Source organism: Catellatospora sp. KI3 (assembly GCF_029948125.1).
Classification (GTDB): Bacteria; Actinomycetota; Actinomycetes; order Mycobacteriales; family Micromonosporaceae; genus Catellatospora.
Window position 1 is genome coordinate 90181 of record NZ_JASAMB010000018.1, and the last position, 25952, is coordinate 116132.

At 71.7% G+C, this 25952-nt stretch carries 24 protein-coding genes; 10 read left to right on the forward strand and 14 right to left on the reverse strand.

The features are described 5' to 3' along the window. Positions 1 to 37 precede the first annotated feature (37 nt). The 8 genes from QEZ54_RS25840 to QEZ54_RS25875 all read right to left on the reverse strand — a co-directional run bounded on the left by QEZ54_RS25840 (position 38) and on the right by QEZ54_RS25875 (position 8648). The gene (locus QEZ54_RS25840; RefSeq protein ID WP_281307303.1) at positions 38 to 1228 is read right to left on the reverse strand and encodes a Gfo/Idh/MocA family oxidoreductase; all 1191 of its coding nucleotides are present in this window, start codon (positions 1226 to 1228) and stop codon (positions 38 to 40) included. A 39-nt stretch (positions 1229 to 1267) separates the two neighbouring features. Beyond that, complete coding sequence (locus tag QEZ54_RS25845; RefSeq protein WP_281307304.1) at positions 1268 to 2323, reverse strand: substrate-binding domain-containing protein; 1056 nt, start codon at positions 2321 to 2323, stop codon at positions 1268 to 1270. 95 nt (positions 2324 to 2418) lie between these two features. After that, the gene (locus tag QEZ54_RS25850; protein WP_281307305.1) at positions 2419 to 3459 is read right to left on the reverse strand and encodes an ABC transporter permease; all 1041 of its coding nucleotides are present in this window, start codon (positions 3457 to 3459) and stop codon (positions 2419 to 2421) included. Continuing rightward, on the reverse strand, positions 3456 to 5096 hold the full coding sequence (locus tag QEZ54_RS25855) for a sugar ABC transporter ATP-binding protein (protein ID WP_281307306.1): 1641 nt from the start codon (positions 5094 to 5096) through the stop codon (positions 3456 to 3458). The genes QEZ54_RS25850 and QEZ54_RS25855 overlap by 4 nt, the downstream gene beginning before the upstream one ends. Before the next feature lie 43 nt (positions 5097 to 5139). Then, on the reverse strand, positions 5140 to 6330 hold the full coding sequence (locus tag QEZ54_RS25860) for an ROK family transcriptional regulator (RefSeq protein WP_281307307.1): 1191 nt from the start codon (positions 6328 to 6330) through the stop codon (positions 5140 to 5142). Positions 6331 to 6852: 522 nt separating this feature from the next. Next, positions 6853 to 7338 (reverse strand): helix-turn-helix domain-containing protein, encoded by a 486-nt coding sequence (locus tag QEZ54_RS25865; RefSeq protein ID WP_281307308.1) that lies wholly within the window; start codon positions 7336 to 7338, stop codon positions 6853 to 6855. Between the two features lie 141 nt (positions 7339 to 7479). Next, positions 7480 to 7956, reverse strand: coding sequence for a hypothetical protein (locus QEZ54_RS25870; RefSeq protein ID WP_281307309.1), 477 nt, complete (start codon positions 7954 to 7956; stop codon positions 7480 to 7482). A 113-nt stretch (positions 7957 to 8069) separates the two neighbouring features. Continuing rightward, positions 8070 to 8648: a DM13 domain-containing protein gene (locus QEZ54_RS25875; protein ID WP_281307310.1), complete on the reverse strand. Its 579-nt coding sequence runs from the start codon at positions 8646 to 8648 to the stop codon at positions 8070 to 8072. A gap of 132 nt (positions 8649 to 8780) precedes the next feature. On the opposite strand from QEZ54_RS25875, the gene QEZ54_RS25880 reads away from it, so the two are divergent. Both QEZ54_RS25880 and QEZ54_RS25885 read left to right on the forward strand, forming a co-directional pair. Continuing rightward, complete coding sequence (locus QEZ54_RS25880) at positions 8781 to 9482, forward strand: response regulator transcription factor (protein ID WP_281307311.1); 702 nt, start codon at positions 8781 to 8783, stop codon at positions 9480 to 9482. Beyond that, positions 9475 to 10479, forward strand: coding sequence for a HAMP domain-containing sensor histidine kinase (locus QEZ54_RS25885; RefSeq protein ID WP_281307312.1), 1005 nt, complete (start codon positions 9475 to 9477; stop codon positions 10477 to 10479). The genes QEZ54_RS25880 and QEZ54_RS25885 overlap by 8 nt, the downstream gene beginning before the upstream one ends. A 31-nt stretch (positions 10480 to 10510) precedes the next feature. Here the strand turns inward: QEZ54_RS25885 and QEZ54_RS25890 are convergent, their stop codons facing one another. Then, positions 10511 to 11065, reverse strand: coding sequence for a carboxymuconolactone decarboxylase family protein (locus tag QEZ54_RS25890; RefSeq protein WP_348650573.1), 555 nt, complete (start codon positions 11063 to 11065; stop codon positions 10511 to 10513). A 203-nt stretch (positions 11066 to 11268) separates the two neighbouring features. Between QEZ54_RS25890 and QEZ54_RS25895 the strand changes: the two genes are divergently transcribed. From QEZ54_RS25895 to QEZ54_RS25905, 3 genes are all read left to right on the forward strand, one after another. Beyond that, positions 11269 to 12408 (forward strand): M20/M25/M40 family metallo-hydrolase, encoded by a 1140-nt coding sequence (locus QEZ54_RS25895; protein ID WP_281307314.1) that lies wholly within the window; start codon positions 11269 to 11271, stop codon positions 12406 to 12408. A 197-nt stretch (positions 12409 to 12605) separates the two neighbouring features. Next, on the forward strand, positions 12606 to 13709 hold the full coding sequence (locus tag QEZ54_RS25900; RefSeq protein ID WP_281307315.1) for a glutamate--cysteine ligase: 1104 nt from the start codon (positions 12606 to 12608) through the stop codon (positions 13707 to 13709). Positions 13710 to 13792: 83 nt separating this feature from the next. Further along, the gene (locus tag QEZ54_RS25905) at positions 13793 to 14446 is read left to right on the forward strand and encodes a nitroreductase family protein (protein WP_281307316.1); all 654 of its coding nucleotides are present in this window, start codon (positions 13793 to 13795) and stop codon (positions 14444 to 14446) included. A gap of 90 nt (positions 14447 to 14536) precedes the next feature. On the opposite strand, the gene QEZ54_RS25910 is transcribed toward QEZ54_RS25905, so the two are convergent. Next, positions 14537 to 16096 (reverse strand): NAD(P)-binding domain-containing protein, encoded by a 1560-nt coding sequence (locus tag QEZ54_RS25910; protein WP_281307317.1) that lies wholly within the window; start codon positions 16094 to 16096, stop codon positions 14537 to 14539. A 134-nt stretch (positions 16097 to 16230) separates the two neighbouring features. Here QEZ54_RS25910 and QEZ54_RS25915 point away from each other — a divergent pair, with 134 nt between their 5' ends. The 4 genes from QEZ54_RS25915 (at position 16231) to QEZ54_RS25930 (ending at position 18801) form a co-directional block, all read left to right on the forward strand. Then, positions 16231 to 17253 carry a lactonase family protein gene (locus tag QEZ54_RS25915; protein ID WP_281307318.1) on the forward strand — a complete coding sequence of 341 codons (1023 nt, stop codon included), beginning with the start codon at positions 16231 to 16233 and terminating at the stop codon, positions 17251 to 17253. A 92-nt stretch (positions 17254 to 17345) separates the two neighbouring features. Then, positions 17346 to 17642: a GlsB/YeaQ/YmgE family stress response membrane protein gene (locus tag QEZ54_RS25920; protein ID WP_281307319.1), complete on the forward strand. Its 297-nt coding sequence runs from the start codon at positions 17346 to 17348 to the stop codon at positions 17640 to 17642. A 108-nt stretch (positions 17643 to 17750) separates the two neighbouring features. Beyond that, positions 17751 to 18248 carry a hypothetical protein gene (locus QEZ54_RS25925; RefSeq protein ID WP_281307320.1) on the forward strand — a complete coding sequence of 166 codons (498 nt, stop codon included), beginning with the start codon at positions 17751 to 17753 and terminating at the stop codon, positions 18246 to 18248. A 142-nt stretch (positions 18249 to 18390) separates the two neighbouring features. Beyond that, positions 18391 to 18801, forward strand: coding sequence for a hotdog fold thioesterase (locus tag QEZ54_RS25930; protein ID WP_281307321.1), 411 nt, complete (start codon positions 18391 to 18393; stop codon positions 18799 to 18801). Between the two features lie 90 nt (positions 18802 to 18891). On the opposite strand, the gene QEZ54_RS25935 is transcribed toward QEZ54_RS25930, so the two are convergent. From QEZ54_RS25935 to QEZ54_RS25945, 3 genes are all read right to left on the reverse strand, one after another. Beyond that, positions 18892 to 19542 (reverse strand): NAD(P)H-dependent oxidoreductase, encoded by a 651-nt coding sequence (locus QEZ54_RS25935; protein WP_281307322.1) that lies wholly within the window; start codon positions 19540 to 19542, stop codon positions 18892 to 18894. A 167-nt stretch (positions 19543 to 19709) separates the two neighbouring features. Further along, entirely contained in the window at positions 19710 to 21173 is a 1464-nt protein-coding gene (locus tag QEZ54_RS25940; RefSeq protein WP_281307323.1) for an aminotransferase class V-fold PLP-dependent enzyme, read from the reverse strand. Then, positions 21170 to 22513 (reverse strand): MFS transporter, encoded by a 1344-nt coding sequence (locus tag QEZ54_RS25945; protein WP_281307387.1) that lies wholly within the window; start codon positions 22511 to 22513, stop codon positions 21170 to 21172. The genes QEZ54_RS25940 and QEZ54_RS25945 overlap by 4 nt, the downstream gene beginning before the upstream one ends. A gap of 279 nt (positions 22514 to 22792) precedes the next feature. Here QEZ54_RS25945 and ribA point away from each other — a divergent pair, with 279 nt between their 5' ends. Further along, complete coding sequence (gene ribA / locus QEZ54_RS25950) at positions 22793 to 23413, forward strand: GTP cyclohydrolase II (RefSeq protein ID WP_281307324.1); 621 nt, start codon at positions 22793 to 22795, stop codon at positions 23411 to 23413. A 551-nt stretch (positions 23414 to 23964) separates the two neighbouring features. On the opposite strand, the gene QEZ54_RS25955 is transcribed toward ribA, so the two are convergent. Then, a complete protein-coding gene (locus tag QEZ54_RS25955; protein WP_281307325.1) occupies positions 23965 to 25941 on the reverse strand; it encodes a cellulase family glycosylhydrolase in 1977 nt (658 codons plus the stop codon). Positions 25942 to 25952 lie beyond the last annotated feature (11 nt).

Sequence of the window (25952 nt, forward strand, 5' to 3'; positions counted from 1 at the left end):
ACCCGGCCGGTCGGCGTCCGGCCGGGCCCCGCCACGTCTATCCGGTGACGTGCTCCACCGGGGTCCAGGAGGAGCCCGTGTCGGCGGAGCGCTGCACCGCGTCGAGGACCAGCTGCACGCCCAGCGCGTCGGTGAACGACGGGGCCGGGTCGGTGCCGTCGGCGATCGCCTGGACGAAGTCGCGCATCTGGTGGGTGAAGGAGTGCTCGTACCCGATGATGTGGCCGGGCGGCCACCAGGCCGCCAGGTACGGGTGCTCCGGCTCGGTGACCAGGATCTTCGTGAAGCCCTGCTCGGCCGAGGGCCGGTCGTTGTCGTAGAACTCCAGCTCGTTGAGGCGCTCGAGGTCGAACACCAGCGACCCCCGCGAGCCGTTGATCTCGACCCGCAGCGCGTTCTTGCGCCCCGTCGCGAACCGGCTCGCCTCGTACGTCGCGATGGCCCCGCCGGACAGCCGCGCGGTGAAGACCGCGGCGTCGTCGACGGTGACCTTCCCGAGCGCACCGCCGCCGGTGGAGGCAGCCAGCCCGCTGGCCTCCCCCGGCAGCGGCCGCTCGGTGATGAAGGTCTCGGTCACCGCGCTGACGCCGGCGATCAACTGACCCGTGACGTACTGGGTGAGGTCGATGATGTGCGCGCCGATGTCACCCAGCGCACCCGACCCGGCCCGCTCCCGCTGCAACCGCCAGACCAGCGGGAACTCCGGATCGATGATCCAGTCCTGCAGGTAGGCGGCGCGGACGTGGCGGATGGTGCCGAGCCGTCCCGCCTCGATCATCTGCCGCATCAACGTGACCGCCGGAACCCGGCGGTAGTTGAACCCGCAGATGGTGCGTACGCCCAGCGCCCGCGCCGCGTCCGCGGCCGCGACCATCGCCTTCGCCTCGGCCACCGTGTTGGCGAGGGGTTTCTCGCACAGCACGTGCTTGCCGGCGGCGAGGGCGGCGATCGCGATCTCGGCATGGCTGTCGCCCGGGGTGCAGACGTCGATCACGTCGATGTCGTCCCGCGCGATCAGCTCGCGCCAGTCCGTGACGTGGTCGTCCCAGCCCAGGCGGGCGGCGGCTGCAGCGACCTTCTCCTGGTCGCGGCCGGCCACCGCCGCCATCCGGACCCGCAGCGGCAGGTCGAAGACGCGATTCACGGTACGCCACGCCTGGGAGTGCGCGGCGCCCATGAAGGCGTAGCCGACCATGCCGATCCGCAGTTCTCTGTCTGAAGTGGACACGGGGTGGGGCTCCTTCTTGGATCAGTGACCAGGCTGCGATCAGAAGCCGAGCTTGAGGTACGAGCTCGCGTTCTCCTTGGTGATCGTCTCCGAGGCGAGGATGATCTCCTTCGGCACCGCGAGCTCGACCAGGTCGGCCATGCCGCGGCCCTGGCCCAGCAGGCGGGCCAGCGAGATCGCCGACGACGCCATGGACGGGCTGTAGGTGACCGTCGCCTTCAGCACGGTCTTGTCGGCGGCGATGTCCTCGATCGCCTTCTTGGAGCCGGCGCCGCCGACCATGAAGAATTCGCTGCGGCTGGCCGCGGTGATCGCGGCGAGCACGCCGATGCCCTGGTCGTCGTCGTGGTTCCAGATCGCGTCGATCTTCGGCAGCGCCTGGAGCATGTTCGCCGCCTCCTTCTGACCGGAGTCGGCGGTGAACCGGGCCGCGCGCCGGTTCGCGACGGTGAAGCCGTACGTCTTCAGCGCCGCCGCGAAGCCCTGGCTGCGCTCCTGGGTCAGCTCCAGCTCGTCCATGCCGGCGATCTCGCCGATGACCGGGCTGGCCACGCCCTTGGCCTTGAGCGTCTTGCCGATGTAGTGGCCGGCGGCCACGCCCATGCCGTAGTTGTCGCCCTTGATCTGCAGGCGGTAGGCCAGCGCGTCCGGGAAGGCGCGGTCCAGGTTGACGACCGGGATGCCCGCCTCCATGGCCTTGAGGCCGAAGGCGTTGAGCTCCTTGCCGTCGTGCGGCAGCAGCACGATCACGTCGGGCTTCTCGGCGATCAGGGTGTCGAGCGCGGCACGCTGGGCGGCCGCGTCCTTGCCTGCCTCGACCTGCTTGAACGTCACGTCCGAGTACGCCGCGGCCTGCGCCTTGGCGTTGTTGGTGATCGCGGCGATCCAGCCGTGGTCGGCGGCCGGGGCGGAGAAGCCGATGGTCACGGCCTTGCCCGCGGCGGCGTTGGGGTTGGTGTTGTCGGCGCCCTTGGTCTGCGCCACGGCGGGCGGCGCCTCGTTGCTGGTGCAGGCGGCGAGGAGGGCACCGGCGCCGACCGCGCCCGCGCCGAGGAACAGGCGACGGCGGGACACGTCGGGGTTCTGCTTGGTCATTTACGACCTCCTGGTCGTCACGAGGGTGTGTTCGGTCAAGCGGCTGTCGCACGCGACAGTCGCCCCAGGTGGAGCAGGGTGAGCGGGTTTCGGTCCTATGGAGCGGGTGTTGCCGCGGCCGCCTCGGGCGGTGCGCCCGCACGGGTCAATCCGTGCCTGCGGGCGAACTTGGTGACGGAGTCGAACCGCAACTGCTGGACCAGGACGGCGGTCACGATGATCGCGCCCTTGACCATGTTCTGGACCTCGGTGGGCAGGTTCGCGATGGCGAACAGGTTGGTGATCGTGGAGAACACGATCACGCCGAGCAGCGAGCCGACGATCGTGCCGCGCCCGCCGGAGAGCAGGGTGCCGCCGATGATCGCCGCGGCGATCGCGTCGAGTTCGTACAGGTCGGCCGCTGCGGCCTGGGCCGAGGTGGCGAGGGAGGTGAGCATGATGGCGGCGATGCCGGCGCACAGGCCCGACAGCGCGTACAGGGCCAGGGTGTGTCCGCGGACGTTGATGCCCGCCAGGCGGGCCGCCTCCGGGTTGCCGCCGACGGCGATGGTGCGCCGCCCGAAGGTGGTGCGGTTGAGCAGCACCCAGCCCAGGGCCGCCACCACCAGCAGCATGATGACCAGCATCGGGATGCCGAGGATGCGCGTGGTGGCGATGCTGTTGATGAACGCGTCGTTGGAGATCTGCGTCTGCTTGCCGGAGATCTGGGCGGCCAGACCGCGGGCGGCGACCAGCATGGCCAGGGTGGCGATGAAGGGCACCAGCTTGCCGTACGCCACGAGCAGGCCGTTGACCGCGCCCGCGCCGATCCCGACGGCCAGCGCCGTGAAGATCATGCCGACGGTGCCGTAGCTCTGCGTGGCGTAGGTGGTGGCCCACACGCCGCACAGCGCGATCAGCGCGCCGACGGACAGGTCGATGCCGCCCCCGATGATCACGAACGTCATGCCGATGGCCACCACGCCGACGGCTGCGGCCTGCGTCATGATCACAAGTACGTTGTTGGTGACCCACTTGGGGTCGCCGTACAGCTCGGGCCGGATGAACGCGCCGATGGCGAACAGCGCCAGCAGCACCCCGACCAGCCCGAGGTTGCGCCGCAGCGGCTCCCGGGCCTCATCTCTCCACCAGCTCACGCCTGCTCCTCAGTACGTTCGTCAGTGGCGGTGAGCGAGCCCGCCATCACGAGATCGAGAACGTCCTCCTCGGCCAGGCCCTCGGCGGGGGCCGTGTGCACTACCCGGCCCTCCCGCATCACGAGCACCCGGTCCGACAACCCGAGCACCTCGGGCACCTCACTGGAGACCAGCAGCACGCCGACGCCCTGGTCGGCCAGGCCGCGGATCACCTGGTACAGCTCCGCCCGGGCGCCCACGTCGACGCCCCGGGTCGGCTCGTCCAGCAGCAGCAGCCGGGTGCCGCCGAGCAGCCAGCGCCCGACCACCACCTTCTGCTGGTTGCCGCCGGACAGGGTGCGCACGGCCCGCCGCACGTCGCGCGGGCGCAGCTCCAGCAGGTCGGCGATCTTCATCGCCTCGGCCTGCTCGCGCCCGGCGTCGGTGAACCCGGCCGTGGCGAACCCGCTGAACGTGGTCAGCGTCATGTTGCGGTAGATCGGCTCGCCCAGCAGCAGCGCCTGGCTCTTGCGCTCCTCGGGCGCCATGCCGAGCCCGGCCCGCACCGCCGCGGCGACATTGCCCGGCGGCAGCGGGCGGCCGCCCACGGCCACCGTCCCGGCATCGGGCGTACGCGCCCCGAACACCGTCTCCAGCAGCTCCGACCGGCCCGAGCCGACCAGCCCGGCGATGCCCACGATCTCCCCGGCGCGCACGTCCAGGTCGACGTCGGCGAACTCGCCGGTGCGCCCCAGCCCGCGCACCGTAAGCAGAGGAACGTGGGGAGTCCCTTGGCCCGCCGCTTGAGCGGCGGCGGGCCGGGACGAGCCATGTTCCTTCTCGCCCGGCTCCTGCTGGGCCCGGGGCGGGAAGACGTACTCGATGGAGCGGCCGGTCATCCGGCTGACCAGGTCACGGGTCGGGGTGGTCCGCGCGGGCAGGTTCACCGCGGAGGTGCGCCCGTCCTTGAGCACGGTGACCCGGTCGCCGATCTCGCGGATCTCCTCCAGCCGGTGCGAGATGTAGACCACCGCGATGCCCTGCGCGGTCAGCTCCCGGATGATCCGGAACAGGTTGCCGACCTCGTCATGGGCCAGCACCGCGCTGGGCTCGTCCATGATGATCAGCTTGGCCTCGTGCGACAGCGCGCGGGCCATGCTGACGATCTGCTTGCCCGCCGCGGGCAGCGAGCGGACCAGCCGCCGCGCCGGGATCTCGCCGTGCCCGAGCCGCCCCAGCAGCTCGCGGGTCTGCCGCGCGGCCGTCCCCTTCTGCACGAACCCGAGACTGCGCGGCTCGTGTCCGAGGTAGACGTTCTCGGCGACGCTCAGGTAGTCGACGAGGTCGAGCTCCTGGTAGATGGTGGCGATCCCGGCCTTCATCGCGGCCTGCGGCGAACCGAACGACACCTGCTCGCCCAGCCACTCGACCCGGCCCTCGTCGGGGCGGTGCACCCCGGCCAGCACCTTGATCAGCGTGGACTTGCCCGCGCCGTTCTGACCCAGCAGGCAGTGCACCTCACCGGCGCGCACCTCCAGCTCGACGCCGTCGAGCGCGCGTACGCCAGGGAAGGTCTTGACCACTCCCGACAACCGCAGCACGACCTCACCGGCCTCCTGCGCACCCGACGCCGGGGCGTCCATCAGCAACTCGCTCATGCCCGCTCCTCGCTTCGCCGCCACGCGGCCACGCTCCGGATGTTCATGACGCCTGCTCGAAGGCGATCTCGCTGGCCAGCACCGCCGCACCGGCGACACCGGCGCGCGGGCCCAGCTCCGACAGCACCAGCGGCAGGTTCCCGGTGGCCAGCGGCAGCGAGCGCCGGTACACCACGCTGCGGATCTCCGCGAGCATGATGTGCCCGAGCTGCGCCAGGCCGCCACCGATGACGATCATCGACGGGTTGACGAAGCTGACCAGCCCGGCCAGCACCGTGCCGACCCGGCGCCCGCCGTCGCGGATCAGCTGCACGCAGGTGACGTCGCCCTCGATCGCACCCACCGCGACGTCCGTCGCGGTGACCACACCGTGCTGGGCCAGCCGCTCGGCCAGTGCCGGCGAGGCGCCCGAGCGGGCCGCCGCAGTGGCCTCGCGGGCCAGCGCGGCACCGCTGAACACGGCCTCCAGGCAACCGATGTTGCCGCAGGTGCAGACCGGGCCGTTCGCGTCCACCTGGATGTGGCCGATGTCGCCCGCGCACCCGTCGGTGCCCCGGTAGACCTCACCGGACAGGAAGATGCCGCAGCCGATGCCGGTGCCGATCTTCAGGAACAGGTAGTTGTCGACGGAGTGGGCCACGCCGCCGTGCCGCTCCCCCACCGCCATGATGTTCACGTCGTTGTCGACCACCGCCGGGCACCCGTGCTCCCGCGTCAGCAGCTCGCGCACGGGATACCGGTCCCAGCCGGGCATTATCGGCGGTGATACGGGCACCCCGTCCCGGAAGCTCACCGGACCGGGCACCCCGATGCCGATGCCGTCCAGGTGCGTGAACGCACCCTCCACCTTGGCCTTGGCCAGCAGCTCGTTGACCCGCTGCAGGATCACCTTCGGACCGCTGCGGATGTCGGCGACCTCGCTGTAGTGCGCCACCGGCTCCAGCCGCCCGTTGGTCACCTCGACGTCGATCGAGGTGGCGCCCAGGTCGACCCCGGCGAAGCGCATGCCCGGGTTCAGCTCGACCAGGGTCGAGCGGCGCCCGCCGCGCGACTCGGCCGGACCGGCCTCGGCGACCTGGCCGCCGGTGACGAGCCGGTCCAGTTCGGCCAGCAGGCGCGGCCGCGGGATGTCGAGCCGGTCGGCCAGCTCCGCGCGCGAGAGCGCGCCCTCGTCGCGCAGCAGCCGCAGCACGCGCACGTGCAGCGGATCCCAGAGCGCTCGGGCGAGGCTCATCCGGCCACCTTTCACCTGTTCGGACGACAGCGAATGTGTTGTGTCGCACAGGTTACGAGCTTTCGCCGATCCCGTCCATAGCTTCTAGCGGATTCTTCGTAACTTTTGTTTGATCATTCAGAAGTTCGAGAGAAGCCGCCAGAACGTTGATCTTCAATGGTGAGGTCGGTCGTTGTGGTTCTTGGCTCCGAGCTGCGCTGATGCGCCGGGACGGCGCCGGGGCGGGCGACGGCCGAGAAAGTCCGCGCCGCGAACTCGCGCCCGGCGCCCGCTCCGACCGCGCCCCAGCGGAAGATCAGCGTGCGCGGTCACACCCTCCACAGGGACCCGAGTTTCCGACCGCCGACGCCGATCAAGGCGCCCAGATTGCCCCTGCGCTCCGAAAGTCCCGGCCCGACCCTCGCCCGAAGATCAGCCGCTGCGGTCGGAAGGCGGGTTTCAACCCGTCGTTTCGACCGCAGGGAGCGATCTCGGGACGGAGATCGCCCCCTGCGGTCGAAACAAGCCGAGGGTGGGCCGGGCTCAGCGCTGCCGCATGCGCTGCTCCTGCCAGCGCTGCAGAGCGGTGCCCAGCTCGTCCTCGACGAAGCGGAAGAAGTCGCGCATGTCGGCCACCCGCTCCCCCGCCGCGGTGCCCTCACCGCCCGCCGCCGCGATGACCTTGTCGGCCTCGTCGGAGAACTGCCCGTAGAAGCTGCGCTTGGCGATGGTCACGCCGTACCAGGGCTCGGCGGGCAGGCGGTAGAAGTCGCGCCGGGAGCCGGGCACGGGGTCGCGCACGACGAAGCCCAGGTGCATCAGGTACTTGACGGCGCCCGAGATCGCGGCCGCACTCACCCCGAGCCGCTCGGCGAGGTCCCCCGCGCTCAGCGAGGACTCCTCGGCGCCCATCATCGTCAGCAGCACCCGCGAGGCCATCCGGGGGAAGCCCATGTCCGCGAGCATCATCGCCATGTGCTCCACCGAGCGGCGCACACCGTCCTCGTCACGCGTCACGTCATCGCTCATCGTGAGTGATCATAACAAGGTTTCGTGTGTTCACGACTTTGTGAAGATCCAGGGACGGCCGCGGCGGGCAGGGCGACCTGCGGCCGGACGCGGCGAAGGCCCGGTCCGAGCGGATACCGGGCCCTCGGGAAGGTGGCGCGCCTACGCTGCTTTGGCCGTGGCCGTGACGGCGCCGACGATCCACCCGGCGAACAGGCCGTACGCAGAGCCGCCGGCCGCGGTCTGGAACGCCCCCACCAGGGTCGGGTTGGCGATGATGAAGGAGGTGAGGAAGGCCGCCAGCGCCGATGCGAAGATCAGCGCGGACCAGCCCAGGAAGAATCCGGCGGTGCCCCCGCTGACGGCCTTCGCGACCACCCCGAGGATCAACGCCACGAACAGGATCAGCAGCAGTGCCCGGAGGTCGTTGGCCAGCAGCTGGCGCATGGCCCTGCTGGAGCCGTCGACCGGACCGAACGCCCACTGCGGCCAGGTCAGCACCCGCAGGAACCAGCCCCACGCGCTGTCCGGGTTGGTGTGGTTGTGTACCCACTCCACGAAAGGCTGGTTGCCGAATACGAGGACCAGCGCCGCAGTGGCGATGATCCCGAGCCCAGTCACCGTACGTGCTTTCGCCATGGTGAGAACGATAGGCTGCGCAACTCGCATATGTCGATGCAGCCATATCATGTCGTTTCCGCCGCAACCATCAACAACCGGGATACGGGTCACCGCAACCGGTGACCCGGTCCTCAGGCTTGCAGCGGCGCGGCGGCGAGGGAGAAGGCTGAGCCCTGGCTCCAGATGGCCACGCTGCGGAAGGTCTTCGGATCGACGCCGCTGGGCACCTCATAGACCTGCGTGCCACTCGTGCCCTTGAGCTTGCCCAGCTCCACGTGCTTGCCGTCGGCGAACACGCGCGCACCGTCCTTGCCCGGCCGCACCGCCTGGTCGGACAGCCACACGCGCAGGTCCGAGCCGCCGGAGGTGACCAGGTCGCGCAGGATGACCTGGTAACGGCCGTCGGGCAGCCACACCACCTCGACGACGCCCTTGCCGGCCTGCTCCTGCGACACCAGTTCGCCCTGCGCGACGACCACGGCGACGGTCTTGTGCGGATCCTGGGCCGGCACCTGCCCCGGCGCCGGGGAGGCCGCCGCGCCGCCGGGCCCGCCGTCGGCGGCCGCCTCGGTGGCGCCGTCGTTCCAGGTGCCCGGGTCGAACAGCTTCGAGGGGCCGACGAAGTACAGGCCCAGCGCCAGGGCCAGCACCACCACCCCGGCCCCCACCTGGTACAGCGGATTGCGCAGCAGCTGCTTCAAACGTCCCACTCTGTTCTCCCACCCTTCGCGCAAACGCTAACCCGAGCTCCGGGTGCGGCGGATCCCCGCGTTCGCGGATCGTAAGGGTACGGTCGGCGGCGAGGGCGGGCCACCCGGCCGATCACGCCGTACGCTCGCGCTATGGCCACCCGTGTGCTCGTCGTGGACGACGATCCGACCGTCAGCGACGTGGTGCGCCGCTACCTGGAGCACGCCGAGTTCGAGGTGGAGCTGGCGGCCGACGGGCCGGGTGCGCTGGAGGCGTACCGGCGGCACCGGCCCGACCTGGTGATCCTCGACCTGATGCTGCCCGGCGTGGACGGGCTGGAGGTGTGCCGCCGGATGCGCGCCGACGGCGCCGCGCCCGTGCCGATCATCATGCTGACCGCGCTCGGCGAGGAGACCGACCGCGTCTTCGGCCTGGAGCTCGGCGCCGACGACTACGTGACCAAGCCGTTCTCGCCGCGCGAGCTGGTGCTGCGGGCCCGGTCGGTGCTGCGCCGGACCTCCCCGGCCCCGGCCGCGGCGCCCCTGCTGGTCGACGGCGACCTGCGGGTCGACCCGGTCGCGCGGATCGCGAAGCTGGCCGGGGCGGAGCTGGCGCTGACCGTACGCGAGTTCGACCTGCTCGTCTTCCTGATGTCGCACCCCGGCGTCGCGCTGCGCCGCGACCGGCTGCTGGAGTCGGTCTGGGGCTGGACCTTCGGCGACCAGTCGACCGTGACCGTGCACGTACGGCGGCTGCGCGAGAAGATCGAGGCCGACCCGGCCGCGCCCCGCCGCATCCAGACGGTGTGGGGCGTGGGCTACCGCTACGAACCGGCCGGCGGCGGCGGTGCGTGACGTACTGCTGCTCCTGGTGGCCGCCCTGGGCGGCGCGGCGGTGGTGTGGCTGCCCGGCGCGCTGCTGCTGCGGCTGCTGCACCGGCGCTCGATCACGCTGAACATCTGCGTGCTGCTCGCGGTGACCGTGCTGGCGACGCTCGCCGGGGTGTTCGCGGCGGCCGGGGGCATGTTCATCTCGCCGCACGACCTGACCGTGCTGCTCATCGTGGTGCCGCTGGCAGGGCTGGTCAGCCTGGCCATCGGCTGGTGGCTGGGGCGGCGGCTGGCCCGCTCGGCGATGTGGGCCGAGGACGCCCGCGCGCACGAGCGCCAGGTCGAGGCGGGCCGCCGCGACCTGGTCGCCTGGGTGTCGCACGACCTGCGTACGCCGCTGGCGGGCATGCGGGCGATGGCCGAGGCGCTGGAGGACGGCGTGGTCAGCGACCCGGCCACCGTCGCCGAGTACCACCGGCGCATCCGTACCGGCACCGACCGGATGGCGGCGCTCGTCGACGACCTGTTCGAGCTGTCCCGGATCAACTCCGGGGCGCTGCGGCTGTCGCCGGTGGACGTGCCGCTGGGCGAGGTGGTCTCCGACGCCGTCGCCGCGGCCGCGCCGCTGGCCGCGGCCCGGCACGTGCGCCTGGTGACCGAGCCCGGCAGCTGGCCGCTGGTGCGCGCCAGCGAGCCGGAGCTGTCCCGGATCGTGGCGAATCTGCTGCTCAACGCCATCCGCTACACGCCGTCGGAGGGCACCGTGACCGTCACCGGCGGCCGGGACGCCGAGGGCGGCTGGCTCGCGGTCGCCGACACCTGCGGCGGCATCACCGACACCGACCTGCCCCGGGTGTTCGACGTGGCGTTCCGGGGCGCGAAAGCGCGGACCCCCGCCGGCGACACTGCCGGCGGGGGTCTGGGCCTGGCCATCGTGCGTGGTCTGGTGGAGGCGCACGGGGGCCGCGTCGAGGTGCACAACGTAGGCGAGGGCTGCCGGTTCGAAGTCAGGCTGCCCTAGCCGGGCGGGGTTCGGGACAACCGCGCCGGGCTCACACCACGCCTTTGCCGTACCCCACCTCGACGATGCGGCGGGCGGTCGCGTCGTACTGCGACAGGTCGGTCGGGGCGTAGGTGCCCAGACCGTCGACGTACCGGTTGAACATGCAGAACGCGGCGGCGATGAGGACCGTGTCGTGCAACTCCAGGTCGGTGGCGCCCTCGGCCTTGGCGGCGTCGATCAGCTCGGTGGTGACCTTGCGGCCGCTCACCTGCACCGCGGCGGCCACGTGCAGCAGCGCGCGCAGCTTGTCGCTGATCGGGGCGGTGGCCAGGTCGGTGCGGACCTGGCGGACCAGCTCCATCCCCTCCGGCAGCCACGCGGCCGCGAACGCCGAGTGCGAGTTGCAGCAGAAGTCGCAGTCGTTGAGGCCGGAGACGTACGCCGCGATCAGCTCGCGCTCGCCCTGGGTCAGGGTCGGGTGCGGCGCCCGCAGCAGCGCCTCGGCCAGTGCGTTGAGCGGTGCCGCCGTCTCGGGGCGGTAGCGCATCGGCCCGCTGATGCCAGGCACCTGGGTCTCGTCCACGCCAAGGTCGATGTGTGCGATGACGTCACTCTCCTAATCCGCCCGCGATCGATTCACTCGCGACAATCCTAACGCGACAGTCGGCCTCGGTATCCTGCCTGATCGGAGGGGGCCGCGTCCACTCCGATCGTGCGGCGGCCCGGCCGGGCCGCACTACCAGCGGCTCTGCCGACGCGCACGGTTGCGTATGGCTGGCCCGGATCGTCCGGTGCGACGCTTTTCCGGTGACCGATGCCGATGCGATACGCCATGGGGCACTGGCCCGGACCGAGGTGCTGCATGACCGGCTGCGCGAGCTGGTGTCCCTGGAGTCCCCACCCGGTGACACCGCGCGGCTGTCCCGCTGCGCGGACCTGCTGGAGGAGTGGGGCACCGCGATCCTGGGCCGCCCGGCCCGGCGGATCAGCGTGGACGGCCTGCCGCACCTGCTGTGGCCCGCGACCGACCAGCGGGTACTGCTGCTCGGCCACTACGACACGGTGTGGCCGGCCGGGACGGTCGAGGAGTGGCCGTACGCGGTGACCGGCGGCATCGCCAGCGGGCCGGGCGTGTGCGACATGAAGTCCGGCATCGTGCAGCAGCTCACCGCGCTGGAGCTGCTCGGCGACACCTCCTCGGTCGGCCTGCTGCTCACCTGCGACGAGGAGACCGGGTCGCCGACGTCCCGGCCGCTGATCGAGGAGCAGGCCGCCCGCTCGCGCGCGGTGCTGGTCGGCGAGCCGAGCACCGAGTCCGGCGCCCTGAAGATCGCCCGCAAGGGCGGTTCGGTGTACCGGATCTCGGTCAAGGGCCGGGCCGCGCACGCCGGGGTGGAGCCGCACCGGGGCGTCAACGCCGCCGTCGAGCTGGCCCACCAGGTGCTGGCGGTGCAGGCGCTGGCCGCGGGCGGCACCAGCGTGACCCCGACCGTGCTCAGCGCGGGCACCATGACCAACGTGGTGCCCGAGAGCGCGGCCCTGGCCGTGGACGTGCGCGCCTGGACCGCCGCCGAACTGGACCGGGTCGACCGGATGATCCACGCGATCACGCCCCGGCTCGCCGACGCGGTGCTCACCGTCGGCGGCGGCGTCAACCGGTACCCGCTGCAGCCCGAGGTGACCAAGACGCTGTTCCAGCTGGCGCAGGAGGCGGCGCGGGCGCTCGGCCAGCCCGAGCCGGAGGGCGCCTGGGCGCCGGGCGCCTCGGACGCCAACTTCACCGGCTCGGTGGGCGTGGCCACCCTGGACGGGCTGGGCGGGGTGGGCGGCGGCTCGCACAGCCGGACCGAGTGGGTGGACGTGAGCCAGCTGGCACCCCGCACCGCCCTCCTGGCCGCCCTCATCGACCGCATCCTCACCACCCCCGCCCGCCACCCCCGCCCCTGAGGTAAGGAAGGGACCCTTCTTATCGCATTCCGTAGCGGAAGGGCCCCTTCCCAACTCCCCTCCACCACCTGGCGGCGCGCCATCCGTCCAATTTGGCAACGGTCGGCGCGTTGTGGCGGGTCGCGGGGGTGACCGCGGTTACGCTCGCGCCGGTCGCGGCATGCGCGGCCGGGTCGCGAGCGAGAGGGCATGGCCGCATGGGCACAGGCAGCGCACCGCGGTTCGGGGTCGAGGAGGAGTTCCTCGTCGTCGATCCGCTGACCCGGGGGCCGGTGCCCCGGGCGCAGGAGGTCGTGGACGCGGCCAGGCCGCAACTGGGCGGCTGCGTCTCCGGCGAGATCACCACCTGGCAGCTGGAGACCCGGACCGAGCCGTGCGCCAGCGCGGCCGAGGTGCTGGACCAGCTGCGCCAGGCGCGCACGGAGGTCTGCAAGCAGGCCCGCGACCTGGGGGTACGGGTGATCGCCTCCGGCACGCCCGTGCTCGGCGCCACGCTGCCGCCCCCGATGACGCAGGGTCCCCGGCAGACGCGCGGGCAGGAGTCGTTCCGGGGGCTGCACGACGAGCTGGCCATCTGCGCCCTGCACGTGCACGTCGAGCTGCCCGACCGCGACCACGCGGTGCGGGTGAGCAACCAGCTGCGACCGTACCTGCCGGTGCTGCTGACCCTGACGGCGAACTCGCCGTACTGGGACGGGCGGGACTCGGGGTATGCCAGCTGGCGCACCATGACCTGGCCGCGCTGGCCGGTGGCGGGCCCGCCGCCGGAGTTCGCCTCGGCCGCGCACTACGACGAGGTGGTGGAGACGCTGCTGGCGGCCGGGGCGCTGGTGGACCGGGGCACCGTCTTCTGGGACGTGCGCCCGTCGGCCAGCCACCCGACGCTGGAGGTCCGCGTCGCCGACGTGCCGATCACCGCCGAGGAGTCGGCGCTGTACGCCGCGCTGGTGCGGGCGCTGGTGGCGCACCTGTCGGCCCGGGTCGAGGAGGGCGCGGCCAGCCCGCAGATCCCCGGCGAGCTGATGCGGACGGCGTACTGGCGGGCGGCCCGGGACGGGCTGTGCGGGGACGGGCTCGATCTGCGCACCGGGCGGCTGACGCCCGCGTTCGAGCTGGTCGACCGGATGCTGGCCGAGGTCGGTCCGGTGCTGGCGGCCAACGGCGACGCCGAGTCGGTCACCGGGTGGCTGGCGTCGCTGCGGCACGGCGGCATCGGCGCCCAGCGGCAGCGGGCCGCGCAGCGGCGGCAGGGCAAGCTGACCGACGTCGTCGACTACCTCGCCGAGCACACCGCCGGCTGACGTAAAGAGCTTTTTGGCAATACTCGGCTCGTATGCGCGTACGCGATGCTGGTTCGCAGCCCACTCCCCTCGGGAGGTATGCCATGACCAGCATCGCGACCGTGCCGTTGCCGGTACGCCGCAAGTCCGACGCCGCGATGGCCCGCACCGCGCGGGGCTTCGCCGACCGGATGGTGAGCCGGCGCTCCATTCGCGACTTCTCCGCCGAACCGATCCCCGCCGGCGTGGTCGAGGAGGCGATCCGGGCCGCGGCCAGCGCCCCCAGCGGCGCGAACCTGCAGCCCTGGCGCTTCGTCGTGCTCACCGACCCGGTGCGCAAGCGGATGCTGCGCGAGGCGGCCGAGGCGGAGGAGCGCGCGTTCTACTCCCGGCGCGCCTCGACGGAGTGGCTGGAGGCCGTCGCGCCGATGGGCACCGACTGGCGCAAGCCGTTCCTGGAGACGGCCCCGGCCGTGATCGTGGTGTTCGAGGTGCACAAGGGCCCGAACTCGCCGAAGCCGTACTACGTCAAGGAGTCGGTGGGCATCGCGGTCGGCATGATGATCACGTCGCTGCACCTGTCCGGGCTGGCCACGTTGACGCATACGCCGAGCCCGATGGGGTTCCTCAACGAGGTGTGCCAGCGTCCGGCGGAGGAGCGCGCCTGCGTGGTGATCCCGGTGGGCTTCCCCGCCGACGAGGTCCGCGTGCCGGACCTGTCCCGCAAGCCGCTGTCCGAGGTGATGGTGCGCCTGTGAGTCCGCCCCGGCCCGCCGCCTTCGGGCCGCCGGGTGAAGAAGGGCCCCTTCTACGTCGCAGAGCGATGAGAAGGGGCCCTTCCTTCTGTTTCAAGCGCGCGGGAGCTGGGTGGTGAAGAACTCGCGGAGCGGGTCGACGTGCCGCTCCGGCCGCCGCCACTCGGCGAGCAGATCCTCCAGCAGGTGCAGCTCCTCGACGCGGGTCGTCCCCCGGTAGCGCCGGACCACCGGGTGGATGAAGGCGCTCTCACTGGCCCGGTCCGGCTGGGGGTGGCGCTCGATGGCGAAGACGTCGCCGTACTCGTCGCGGCCCCAGCGCAGGCCGAACGTGTAGAAGTGCGGCTCGTCGGCGAAGCGGCTGACCGCGTAGTCCTCGGGCAGGTCGACGTAGTGGCGCACCTGGCCCGTCTCCTGGTCCACCACGAGCGCGTCGACCAGGAACTCGAACTGGGTCCACAGCGCCGAGCTCCAGTTGATCCGGTCCAGCACCAGATCGGTGAGGACGGTCGGGTCGGCGGCGACGGCGTCGTGCGGCAGCGGGGTCTGCTCGTACCGCTCGACCAGCAGCGCGGTCAGGGTGCGCAGGTTGTACCGGAAGCCGTCGATGAAGGCGGAGGACGCCTTCTTGAAGTCGCGGTCCTGGGCCAGCGTGCCCGCGAAGTAGAGCCCGTCCACGTTGGTGGACTGCCAGTCGGGGCGGGTGGTCGGCATGCGGCCGCTGGCCACCAGGTCGGGCCGGCAGTCCGCGCCGAAGACCGAGGTGTCCATGGCGAAGCCGGTGCAGCGCAGCACCGACTCGTACTCCATCACGGCGGTCTCGCCGTCGGCGTGGGTGTAGGTCAGGTGCACCTCGAGGTTGCCGTTGTCCAGCGGCCTGATCTCGTCGATGGTGCAGTCGAGCACCGAGTGCAGCGTCTTGAACTGGTAGCTGTCCAGGACCGCGCCGTGGTGGCCGCGTACGTCGCCGGGGTGCTTGGTGTTCCAGGACAGGCGCAGCGGGCGCGGGCTGGCCAGGTGGATCATCGCGGCATGGCCGAGCATCGACGAGGCGGTCTCGAACGCCGAGTTGCCCTTGCCGAGGATGAGCACCCGCTGGTTGGCGTAGTGGGCCGGGTCGGTCTCCATCGACTCGTACCCGGTGACGTGCTCGATGCCCTTGATCTGCGGCACGTTCGGCCGCTGCCAGCCCGACGCCATGATGACGCACTCGGCCGCGTACGTGCCCTGGCCGGTGTGGACCAGGAAGCCGTCGCCGTCGCGGTCCACGCGGGTCACGTCGGTGCCGTAGCGGACCCGCAGGTCGTGGTGGACGGCGAAGTCCTCCAGGTAGCGCACGATGTCGTCGGCGTGCGGGAAGTACTCGCCGCTGTACTTCGGGAACGGCAGGTCGGCCGGTTCGTGCAGCAGCGAGTTCCAGTCCCAGCGCAGCCGGATCTCCGGATCGGTGCTGGTGGTGTGCACCTTGTTGATGGAGATCAGGCGCCGGTGCCTCGGGAACTGCCGGAAGAAGGCCGCCGGGGCCGCCTCACGCTCCAGGGTCAGGTAGTCGCAGCCGCGCTGCTGCAGGTAGTAGCTCAACTGCAGGCCCGCCGGGCCTGCCCCGACGATGAGGTACCGGTGTCGCCCCTGCACCGGGTGGATATCGGTCATCACGTCTCCCCATACGTTTCCATGTCCGGAGGAAACCTTTCGCAGTCATGTCGATGTGTCAATGCGACACACGAGAAAAGCTCAGCTCCGACCGGGTGGATCTCGACTCCGGACGGCGTAATAGACTGCCCGGCATGGCGATGACCGGGCACGAACTCGTCTACATCGGCGCGTACACCGAGGAGGGGGTGCCCGGGATCACCGGCTGGCACCGCGACCCGGACACCGGGGCCCTCACCCGGGCGCCCCACGGCGACGCCCCCGCCACCGACACCTCGTTCCTGGCCTGGCACCCCACCGGCCCCTGGCTGTACGCGGCCAGCGAGTTCGCCGGCGAGGTCCTGACCTACGCCGTGGGCCCCGACGGCGCGCTGACCCACCTGGCCACCCGACCGACCGGCGGTGAGCCGTGCCACCTGAGCGTGGACGCCACCGGCCGCTGGCTGGCGGTGGCCAACTACGGCGGCGGCTCGGTGGCGCTGTTCGAGCTCGCCGCCGACGGCACACCGGAGCCGCGGGACCTGGTCCGGCACAGCGGTAGCGGCCCCGACCCCGAGCGCCAGGAGGCCGCGCACGCGCACCTGGCGCAGTGGCTGGGCGACGTGCTGTGGGTGACCGACCTCGGCACCGACCAGGTCGTCCGGTACACGGTGGCGCAGGGGCGGCTGCACCACGCCGACGCCGTGGCGTTCCCGGCCGGGATGGGCCCGCGCTGGCTGACCGCGCACCCCGACGGGGGCGTGTTCGTCGCGGGCGAACTGGACGCGACCGTGGTGGGCTGCACCATCGCGGACGGCGTGCTGCGCCCCGAGCACGTCTATGCTGCGGCGCTGACCCTGCCCGAGCAGGAGCGGACCTACCCCAGCCACATCGAGTGCTCGGCCGACGGCCGGTTCGTCTACCTGGCCAACCGCGGACCCGACTGCCTGACCGTGTTCGCCGTCGACGGCGCGAAGCTGGTGCCGGTGGCCGACGCGCCCGCGGGCGGGCGGTGGCCGCGCCACTTCGCCCAGGTCGATGACCTCATCTATGTGGCGAACCAGAAGGGCGACTCGGTGACCGTGCTGCGGGTCGATCCGCGCACGGGCGTTCCGGCGCCCACCGGGGCCGAGGTCGGTGTGGCCGCGCCCGCCTGCGTGCTGCTGCCGAGGCGCTGACGCCGGGCCGGGCGATTATCGGCGAACCTCCCCGGACGCCGCCGAACCAGGTCGATACTGGCCAGGAGCAGGCATGATCACGGGAGGCGTACATGATCGGCTCGATCATCTGGGGCATCATCGGCGGCGCCATCGTCGGCTACCTGGGTCGGCTGCTGCTGCCCGGTCGCCAGAACATCTCGGCGCTGACCACGGTGCTGGTGGGCATCCTGGCCGCCACCCTGGGCGGCATCATCGCCACCTGGCTCGGCGTGGGCGAGACCAAGGGCATCGACTGGATCCGCCACATCATCCAGCTGATCCTGGCCATGATCTTCGTGTACCTGGCCGCCAAGATGAGCGCCGGCCGCCATCAGAGCCAGCCGCCGGTACAGCGACGCACCCCCTGACCCCCGCCGTCTCGGGCGCACGTCCGCTGTGCGCCCGGGCAAGAAGCATCTTTAGGACACATTGGGCAGGCGAGTTTACCGATCGCCGGGTACGGCTATCGGGGCGGCATGGTACTCACTGCTTCGCGATACCGCACCGCGACCGGTGCGGGCGTCATCGCCGCGCTGATCCTGGTGCTGGTCTTCGGCAGCCCCGTCTACCGGGACTGGGCGCACGACAACGCCGACCCCAACACCGCGGGCGGCTGGTTCCTCAACCTGCTCGCGTGGCCGGCGTGGAGCTTCGACGCCGACTCGTCCGTGCAGGACGTGCTCGCCGCGGACCTCAAGGCGATCCTGGTGGTGGTCTTCACCGCGCTCTTCCTCGCCCTGACCACCGGTGCGCAGCTGGGTGCCGCTCGCGGCACGTTCAGCCAGCTGATCGCGGGCTGGTCCGGCTACATCTTCGCGGGCGCGCTGGCCGGTCTGCTGACCGCGTTCATCCGCTCGGACGCGTCCCTGCTCGGCGGCTTCCAGGCCGCGGGCACCGGCGCGATCTACGGCCTGTTCGTGGGCTGGATCGTCGGCGTGGCCACCCTGGGCCACCGCCGCGGCTCGGCTCCGTGACGGCTGGCACCACCCCCGTACTCCCCTCCCGCACCCGTAGCACCGTTTCGGGGAAACCGCCGCCTCCGCTCCCCCGGAGGCGGCGGTTTCCCCGAAACGGTGTCCAGGGCCGTTGCTCCGTCCGGCGTGTAGCGTGCGGCGGATGGAGATGGAGTTCGACCCCGCCGGCGGCATGAACGGCGCACTGGCGGACCGGATGGGCATGAAACTGCTGGAGGCGACGCCGGAGCGGCTGGTCGCCACGATGCCGGTAGAGGGCAACACGCAGCCGTTCGGGCTGCTGCACGGCGGCGCCTCGTGCGTGCTGGCCGAGACGCTGGGCTCGATCGGGGCGAGCCTGCACGGCGCCACCATCGGGCGGCCGTTCGCGGTCGGCGTGGAGATCAGCGCCACCCACCACCGGGCCGCGCGCGAGGGCCTGGTCACCGGGGTCGCGACCCCGCTGCACCGGGGCGGCAGCGTGGTGACGTACGAGATCGTCATCACCGACGAGGAAGAGCAGCGCATCTGCACCGCCCGCCTGACCTGCCTGCTGCTGAACCAGCGCAGGTAGCCCGGCGCGGCCGGCAGACCGACGACCTCGCGCGCTCACACCTCATCTGGTGTAGCCACACCCCAGCAGGTGTGAGCGCGCCCGTTCAGGTCAGACCAGCGCATCCGCTCGCGGCAGGAACGACGCGCCGAGCTCCCGCGCCTGCGCCAGCGCCGCGGTCAGCGCCGCCTCGCGCAGGTCGGGCGTGATGTCCATCGGCTGGGCGTTGACGAACGCCACGTCGGTGATGCCGACGAAGCCGAAGACCGTGCGCAGGTAAGGCTCCTGGAAGTCGAGGGCGTGCAGGTAACCGCCGGGCGAGTAGTCGCCGCCCCGCGAGGTCACGCAGACCATCTTCTTGCCGGTCACCATCGGCACCGGGGTGCCGGTCTCGTCGTACCGGAACAGGTAGCCGGGCTGCACCACGCAGTCGATGTAGTACTTCAGCGCGTACGGGATGCCGAAGTTCCACATCGGCGCCGTGATGACGTACGCGTCGGCGGAGGTGAAGTGCTCGATCAGCGACTCGATCTCGCGCCACGACTCGGCGTGGTTGCGGTCGATCGGACGGCCGACCATGAGGGTGTACTTGGCCTCGATGTTGTCGCCCGCCATCGCGGGCAGGTCGTGGCGGTACAGGTCGATCACGTCGACCTCGACGCCGCTGTCGCCCTCGACCACGGCGTCGATGAACTCCTGCGCGATCCGCAGCGTGTGGGACTGCTCGCCGCGAGGGGTCGCCACGATATGAAGAATTCGCACTTACCGGCTCCCTGAATGGGGTGGCGAAAAGGCCAATGTAGAGCCGTCGTCGCTGCTCGGGAGCCGAGTGTCAGGTTATGGCAGGCGTATTGGTGAATAGTTGGGCGCGGCTCCGCGATCCGGGTGATGGCGGAGTCGCGCCCACGTCGCGTATAAGCGTCGGACGGCTACCAGGACGGACGCTGCAGCAGGCTGACGAACTCGACCAGCAGCCGCTCCCGCAGCCGCGGCGGGGCGGCGGACAGCACCGTGTTCACCACCGCCAGGCGCGGTGCCGCACCCGGCTCCCCGCCCAGCCCGAGGCTCTCCGCCAGGCCGCCGACCAGCTCCGGGGTGAGCTGGTCGGGCTGCAGGTGCGCCGCCATCGCCAGCAGCTCCTCGGGCAGCCGGACCGGGCCCTGCGCCCGCGCCGCCGCGGCCGCCTCGGCCAGCGCCGGACCGAACTGCGCCACCTGCGGCGCGACCGACGCGGTCACGGTCAGGTGGATGCTGGCCGGGATGCCCTCGAACGGCAGCTGCGGCTGGGTGTGCCAGCCGCGCGCGGCCAGCTCGTCGGCCAGCACGAACAGGTCCAGCTCGGGATCGTCGGAGGTCAGGCAGACCACGGTGTAGTCGGCCGGGGTCAGCAGCCGCAGCCCGTCGGTCGCGGCCACCGCCGCGGCCAGGCCGGTCACCGCGTCGCGGGTCTGCCGGGCCAGCTCCAGGTAGCCCTCGTCGCCCAGGTGCCGCAGCGTCGCGAACGCCGCCGCGATCGGCCCGCCGGAGCGGGTCGACGAGATCACCGGGTTGATCATCGTGTACCCGGGCCAGTCGGCGAAGGCGAAGTACTGCGGGCGGCGCAGGCTCGCGTCGCGGTGCAGCAGCACCGACACGCCCTTGGGGGTGTACGCGTACTTGTGCAGGTCGACCGACATGCTGGTCACGCCCGGCACCGCGAAGTCGAACGCGGGCATGTCCAGCCCGATCCGGCGCAGGAACGGCAGCGCCCAGCCGCCGAAGCAGGCGTCCACGTGGCAGCGCACGCCCCGCTGCGCCGCGATCGCCGCGATCTGCCCGACCGGATCGACCACCCCGTGCGCGTACGACGGCGCCGAGCACGCCACCAGCACCGTCTCCGCCGTGATCGCGGCGGCGACCGCGGCCGGGTCCGGCACGCAGGTCACCGGGTCCACCGGCACCAGGTCCAGCTCGACGCCCAGGTAGTGCGCCGCCTTCGCGAACGCCGCGTGCGCGGTCGACGGGATGACCAGGCGCGGGTGCGCGATCTCGGGGTGCGCGTCGCGGGCGGTCTTCACCGCCAGGATCAGCGACTCGGTGCCGCCGCTGGTCACCGAGCCGACCACGTCCGGCGCGGCCGTGCCCGGACCGGCGCCGAGCACCCTCGCCGCCGCCGCGACCAGCGCGTTCTCGGTGGCCAGCAGCGACGGGAAGGCGGTCGGGTCCAGGCCGTTGACGTGCGCCGACAGGGCGTACGCCGACATCGCCAGCTGGTCCAGCCCGGCCCGGGCCGGGTCGTACACGTAGGCGAACAGGCGGCCGCCGTGCGTGGGCAGGTCGGCCGAGCGCAGTCCGCGCAGCTCGGCGAGCACCTGCTCGGCGGGGATTCCCTGGGGCGGCAATGCGTCGATCATGCGGGCACCCTATCTGCTGCGGTGGTATCCGCCGCGACCTGCACCGATGCGAGTCGCTCCGGGGTCAGGTCGTACCGGCGCAGCAGCAGCACCACCGGTCCCACCAGCAGCGCCGGCACCACGGTGAAGCCGAGCAGCACGCCCAGCCGGGCGGTGTCCGACTGCGCCACTGCGGTGCCGCTGTCGGAGGACACGTACCCGGTGAGCTGCAGGACCAGGGCGTACAGGCCGGGGCCCAGAGCCAGGCCCAGGGTCTCCCCCGCCGTCCACAGGCCGGTGAACACGCCCGCCTGGCGGCGGCCGGTGCGGGCCGCGTCGTAGGCGACGCAGTCGGGCAGCATCGCCATCGCGAACACCTGCTGGCCGGCGTACCCGACGCCGATCAGGCCGGTCACCACGTACGCGACGACCGGCGGCACCGAACCGGCGAGCACCAGCGCCAGCGCCCCGCCCGCGAACAGCACCGAGGCCAGCACCAGCGACCGGCTCTTGCCCAGCCGCGCGCCGACCCGGCTCCACAGCGGCATGACCAGCAGCGCCGGACCCACGAAGCAGGCGAACAGCAGCGTCGGCCCGTCCTCCGGGCGGTGCAGCACGTGGTCGGCCAGGTACTTGACCCCGGCCAGCATCGTGGCCACCCCCACCGACTGCACCACGAACACGGTCAGCAGCACGGTGAACGGGCGGTTGGCCCGTACCACGGCCAGCTGCGCCCGCAGCGACGGCTCGCTCTCCGTCACCCGCCCGGTCGGCGCCTTCGCCGTACCGAAGAACGCGCCCAGGGACCCGGCCACGATCAGCGCCGCCACGAACAGCCCCATCCACCGGTGCCCGGCGACACCCCCGCCGGTGCTGTTCACCACCATCGGCGCCACCGCACCCGACACCAGGATCGCGATCGCCAGCACCGCGACCCGCCAGGTCATCAGGCGGGTCCGCTCGCTGTAGTCCTCGGTCATCTCAGCGGGCATGGCGACATACGGCACCTGGAAGAACGCGTACGCCGTCGCCGTCGCCAGGAACGCGACCGCGACATACACCGGCGCCGCCGCCCCCGTCCCGAACGGACCGGCGAACATCAGCGCGAACAGCACAGCCACGCCCAGCCCGGCGAACAGCAGGTACGGCCGCCGGGCACCCCAGCGCGACACGGTCCGGTCGGAGACCCGCCCGGCCACCGGGTTGATCAGCACATCCCAGGCCTTGGGCAGCAGCACCAGCAGCCCGGCGAAGCCCGCCGCGACGCCGAGATTGTCGGTCAGGTACGGCAGCAGCAGCAGGCCCGGCACGGTGCCGAACGCACCGGTGGCCAGCGAGCCCAGCGCATAGCCGGCGCGCACGCCCCCGGGCAGCGGCCGCTCGGCGGCGCTGACCTGGGACGGAGAGGGGGACACGGTCATGGTCGCGGATGGTACGCGGCGCAGGTCACACCCAGAAGAGCCACCACGAGACTTCTTCGCCTTTTCACGAAGCCCGGCGCCGGGACCGCCCCCGCGCGGCGCACATCACAACGGCACATCACCGGATGCGGGAATGCGGTCGACCCCTTGATCCTTCATGAATCATGTACCGGACCGCCGCTTCCGCGGCCCGGCCCGACAGCACTGGAGCTGGTGACCATGACCGAACAGCTGGGCATCCGTACGCAGGTGACCGTGCCGCTGCGCTTCCCCGACGGATTCACCGTCGACGCCCGGGTCTTCACCTTCACCGGCCTGGCCGACGGCAAGGAGCACATCGCGCTCGGCCTCGGCGACCACCGGGGCGCGCCGACGCCACTCGTCCGCGCCCACTCCGAGTGCATGACCGGGGACGTCTTCGGCTCCGCCCGGTGCGACTGCGGGCCCCAGCTGCGCGAAGCCGTCCAGCGCATCGCCGAGCGCGGCGGCTACCTGCTCTACCTGCGCCAGGAGGGCCGCGGCATCGGCCTGTACGCCAAGCTCGACGCGTACGCGCTGCAGGACACCGGCCTGGACACGTACGCCGCGAACCGGGCCCTGGGCTTCGGCGACGACGAGCGCGACTACACCGCGGCCGCGCAGATGCTGCGCGCCCTGGGCGTGCCACGCGTCGACCTGCTCACCAACAACCCGGACAAGCCCAGCCAGCTGCGCGACCACGGCATCGAGGTCGCCGACGTGGTCCCCACCGGCGTCCACGCCGCCCCCGACAACCTCAACTACCTCCTCGCCAAGGTCACCCACACCAACCACACGATCGCACTCCCCGTCCCCGCCTGACACCACACCACCGCCCGCACTTAGCGCGGAACCCGTGGCGCGGAACCCGTGGCGCGGGACCCGCGGCACCTGGCGCGTGGCGCCGCCAAGATCGCTACCTGTGGTCATTTCCCGCACTTCACAGCCAGGAAATGACCGCTGGTAGCGATCTTGGCGGCGCCGCCCGGTGGTGATCAGCGCCTGCGGTCAGAAACCGGGTTTCGGCGCCAAAGCCGTGCAGGAAAGTGACCGGAGATCGCGATCTTAGGGTCCTCTCCCGGTGATGATCGCCGCCAGTGGACAAATCAGGGGCTTATAGCCGAGCAACTGACCGCAGACTGCGATCATCGCGCACGAAGATCCACCCGATGCCCCGGCCACCAGGCGAAAATACCCGATGCCGGAACAAGCGTGGCGAATACGGGCCGGGAGTGCAGACTCCCGGCCCGTATCCGCTGATGCCGCCGCGGTCGGCTACCGCCGTAGCCGGCTTTCGCTGTGGCGGCCACCGCCGCGGTCGGCTGGTGTCGTAGCCGGCTACCACTGTGGGCGGCTGGTGTCACCGGGTGGTGTTATTCGGCGCGGACGTGGTCCAGGTCGAAGGAGCCGGGGCTGATCCAGAGGTAGATGGCGTGTACCTCGTTGAGCAGGCTCGGGTCGCAGGACAGGCCGCTGTGCAGGTCGACCTCGACGATGGACCGGGCGGTGTCCTGGTTGACCCAGTTGAACGGGCCCTGGCACCAGGTCCAGGACGGCCCGGCCTGGAGCACGATGCTGGTGGACGTGCCGGCGGCGTACGTCCGCAGGTCGTACTTGACGTACGACTTGCCGGACAGGTCCACCGCCGCCGGGAACGACACCCCGAACCACCCGCCGTCGGCGCCGTCGGCGTGCAGCCCCGCCGCGCCGTCGGTGACGAAGGCGGTCTGCGGGCTGAGGGTGCCCGCGTTGGCCTGCCAGCTGCCCGCCGCCCACCCGTCGACCCCGGTCTCGAACGAGGCCAGCGGGATCGCGGCGGTCGGGTCGGGCAGCACGGTCACCGTGATGTCGGCGGGGTTGGACAGCCGGGCGGCGGTGTCGCGGATGGTGTACGAGACGGTCGCCTTCCCGCTCCACCCCTGCTCCGGCGTGAAGGTGACCACCCCGGCCGCGTCCAGGGCGAACGTGCCGCCGGTGACGGTGCGGCCGGTCTGGCGGCCGTCGACGGCCGGGTCGAGGTCGATCCGGTCGGCGCGCACGTGCGTCTGGTACGCGATGTCGTTGGCCGCCGGGCTCAGCGTCGCCGCCTCGCCGTACGGCACCACGGCGGTGTCGTGGTCGGCGACCGGCGGGAACGTGCGCACGCCCGAGCTGATGATCTTCCCGGCGTTGGTGATGGTCTGGCACACCGGGCTCGGGCAGGCGACGGTGAAACCGTCGTAGTCCGGGTACATCGTCCCGTCGTCCTGGACGCCGTTGAGCATCCAGTAAAGGAACCCGTCGCCGCCGTCGCGCGAGGCGGCGCCGGTCCAGGCCTGGTAGGTCGGGTTGCGGCTGGCCTTTTCGCGCCAGCCGAACTCGCCCGCCATGACCGGCTTGCCCGCCAGCTTGGCGTCGCGGGTGTGCCGGGCGATCCAGTCGGTGCCCCACTGCGCGGTGCGGTTGCCCCAGCCGTCCGGGTACAGGTGGTACGAGACCACGTCGACTGCCGCGAGCCGGGCCAGCGCGTTGGAGTCGACGCCCTCGCCGCAGTTCACGGTCCAGTCCGCGGAGGTCGCGTCGTCGCAGTAGAAGCCCTCGTCGCCGACGCCGGCCAGGTGCCTGCGGTCGACGCTCTTGACGTGCCGGGTCATCTCGTCGGCCCAGGTGGTGAGGGTGGCCGGGGTGCACTGCGCCGACGGCGGGTACAGGCCGGAGCCTTTGCAGCGCGGCTCGTTGCCCAGCTCCCACATCATGATCGTGGGGTCGTCGCGGTAGGCCAGCCCGGTCAGCGGGTTCACCCTGGTCAGCAGGTGGGTGATCCAGTCGCGGTACCAGCCGCGGATGACCGGGTCGGTGTAGAAGTCGTCGTGGTTGTCGGCGCCCGCCCAGCGGACGTACTGGTCGATGCCGCCGAAGTCGGACCAGTTGTTGGTGAACGGGATGATCAGCTTGACGCCGCTGCGACCCGCCTTCCAGATCACGTAGTCCAGCCGCTGCAGCCCGTCCGGCCCGTCGTTGTACGCGGGCTTCGCGCCGTCCCAGTACTGGAAGTAGACGCCGTTCTTCTTACCCGAGACCGAGCCGGTGTCGTCGGCGTTGCCGATGTCGAGCCAGCCCCAGGTGCGCAGCACCGTCTGGCCGGACACCTGCGCGCGGGCGAAGACGTCGTCGACCATCGCCTGCGACGAGTACATCAGGTAGTAGTTGTTGCTGCCCGCGAAGCGGAACGGCTTGCCGTCCAGCTTCAGGTCGCTGCCGCTGCGGGTGACGAAACCGTCGTGGCGGCCCCCGGCTTGAGCGGGGGTGCCGGCGGTGCCGAGCAGCAGAACGAGCGCCCCGGCGGCGGCCGCCAGGATCCTTCGGTTCATGTGCGTGCTCC

Coding starts and splice junctions, on each gene's coding strand:
- QEZ54_RS25845 (WP_281307304.1), bottom strand. CDS start 2,323: ATGACCAAGCAGAACCCCGACGTGTCCCGCCGTCGCCTGTTCCTCGGC.
- QEZ54_RS25855 (WP_281307306.1), bottom strand. CDS start 5,096: ATGAGCGAGTTGCTGATGGACGCCCCGGCGTCGGGTGCGCAGGAGGCC.
- QEZ54_RS25860 (WP_281307307.1), bottom strand. CDS start 6,330: ATGAGCCTCGCCCGAGCGCTCTGGGATCCGCTGCACGTGCGCGTGCTG.
- QEZ54_RS25865 (WP_281307308.1), bottom strand. CDS start 7,338: ATGAGCGATGACGTGACGCGTGACGAGGACGGTGTGCGCCGCTCGGTG.
- QEZ54_RS25870 (WP_281307309.1), bottom strand. CDS start 7,956: ATGGCGAAAGCACGTACGGTGACTGGGCTCGGGATCATCGCCACTGCG.
- QEZ54_RS25880 (WP_281307311.1), top strand. CDS start 8,781: ATGGCCACCCGTGTGCTCGTCGTGGACGACGATCCGACCGTCAGCGAC.
- QEZ54_RS25900 (WP_281307315.1), top strand. CDS start 12,606: ATGGGCACAGGCAGCGCACCGCGGTTCGGGGTCGAGGAGGAGTTCCTC.
- QEZ54_RS25905 (WP_281307316.1), top strand. CDS start 13,793: ATGACCAGCATCGCGACCGTGCCGTTGCCGGTACGCCGCAAGTCCGAC.
- QEZ54_RS25910 (WP_281307317.1), bottom strand. CDS start 16,096: ATGACCGATATCCACCCGGTGCAGGGGCGACACCGGTACCTCATCGTC.
- QEZ54_RS25915 (WP_281307318.1), top strand. CDS start 16,231: ATGGCGATGACCGGGCACGAACTCGTCTACATCGGCGCGTACACCGAG.
- QEZ54_RS25920 (WP_281307319.1), top strand. CDS start 17,346: ATGATCGGCTCGATCATCTGGGGCATCATCGGCGGCGCCATCGTCGGC.
- QEZ54_RS25925 (WP_281307320.1), top strand. CDS start 17,751: ATGGTACTCACTGCTTCGCGATACCGCACCGCGACCGGTGCGGGCGTC.
- QEZ54_RS25930 (WP_281307321.1), top strand. CDS start 18,391: ATGGAGATGGAGTTCGACCCCGCCGGCGGCATGAACGGCGCACTGGCG.
- QEZ54_RS25940 (WP_281307323.1), bottom strand. CDS start 21,173: ATGATCGACGCATTGCCGCCCCAGGGAATCCCCGCCGAGCAGGTGCTC.
- ribA (WP_281307324.1), top strand. CDS start 22,793: ATGACCGAACAGCTGGGCATCCGTACGCAGGTGACCGTGCCGCTGCGC.
- QEZ54_RS25955 (WP_281307325.1), bottom strand. CDS start 25,941: ATGAACCGAAGGATCCTGGCGGCCGCCGCCGGGGCGCTCGTTCTGCTG.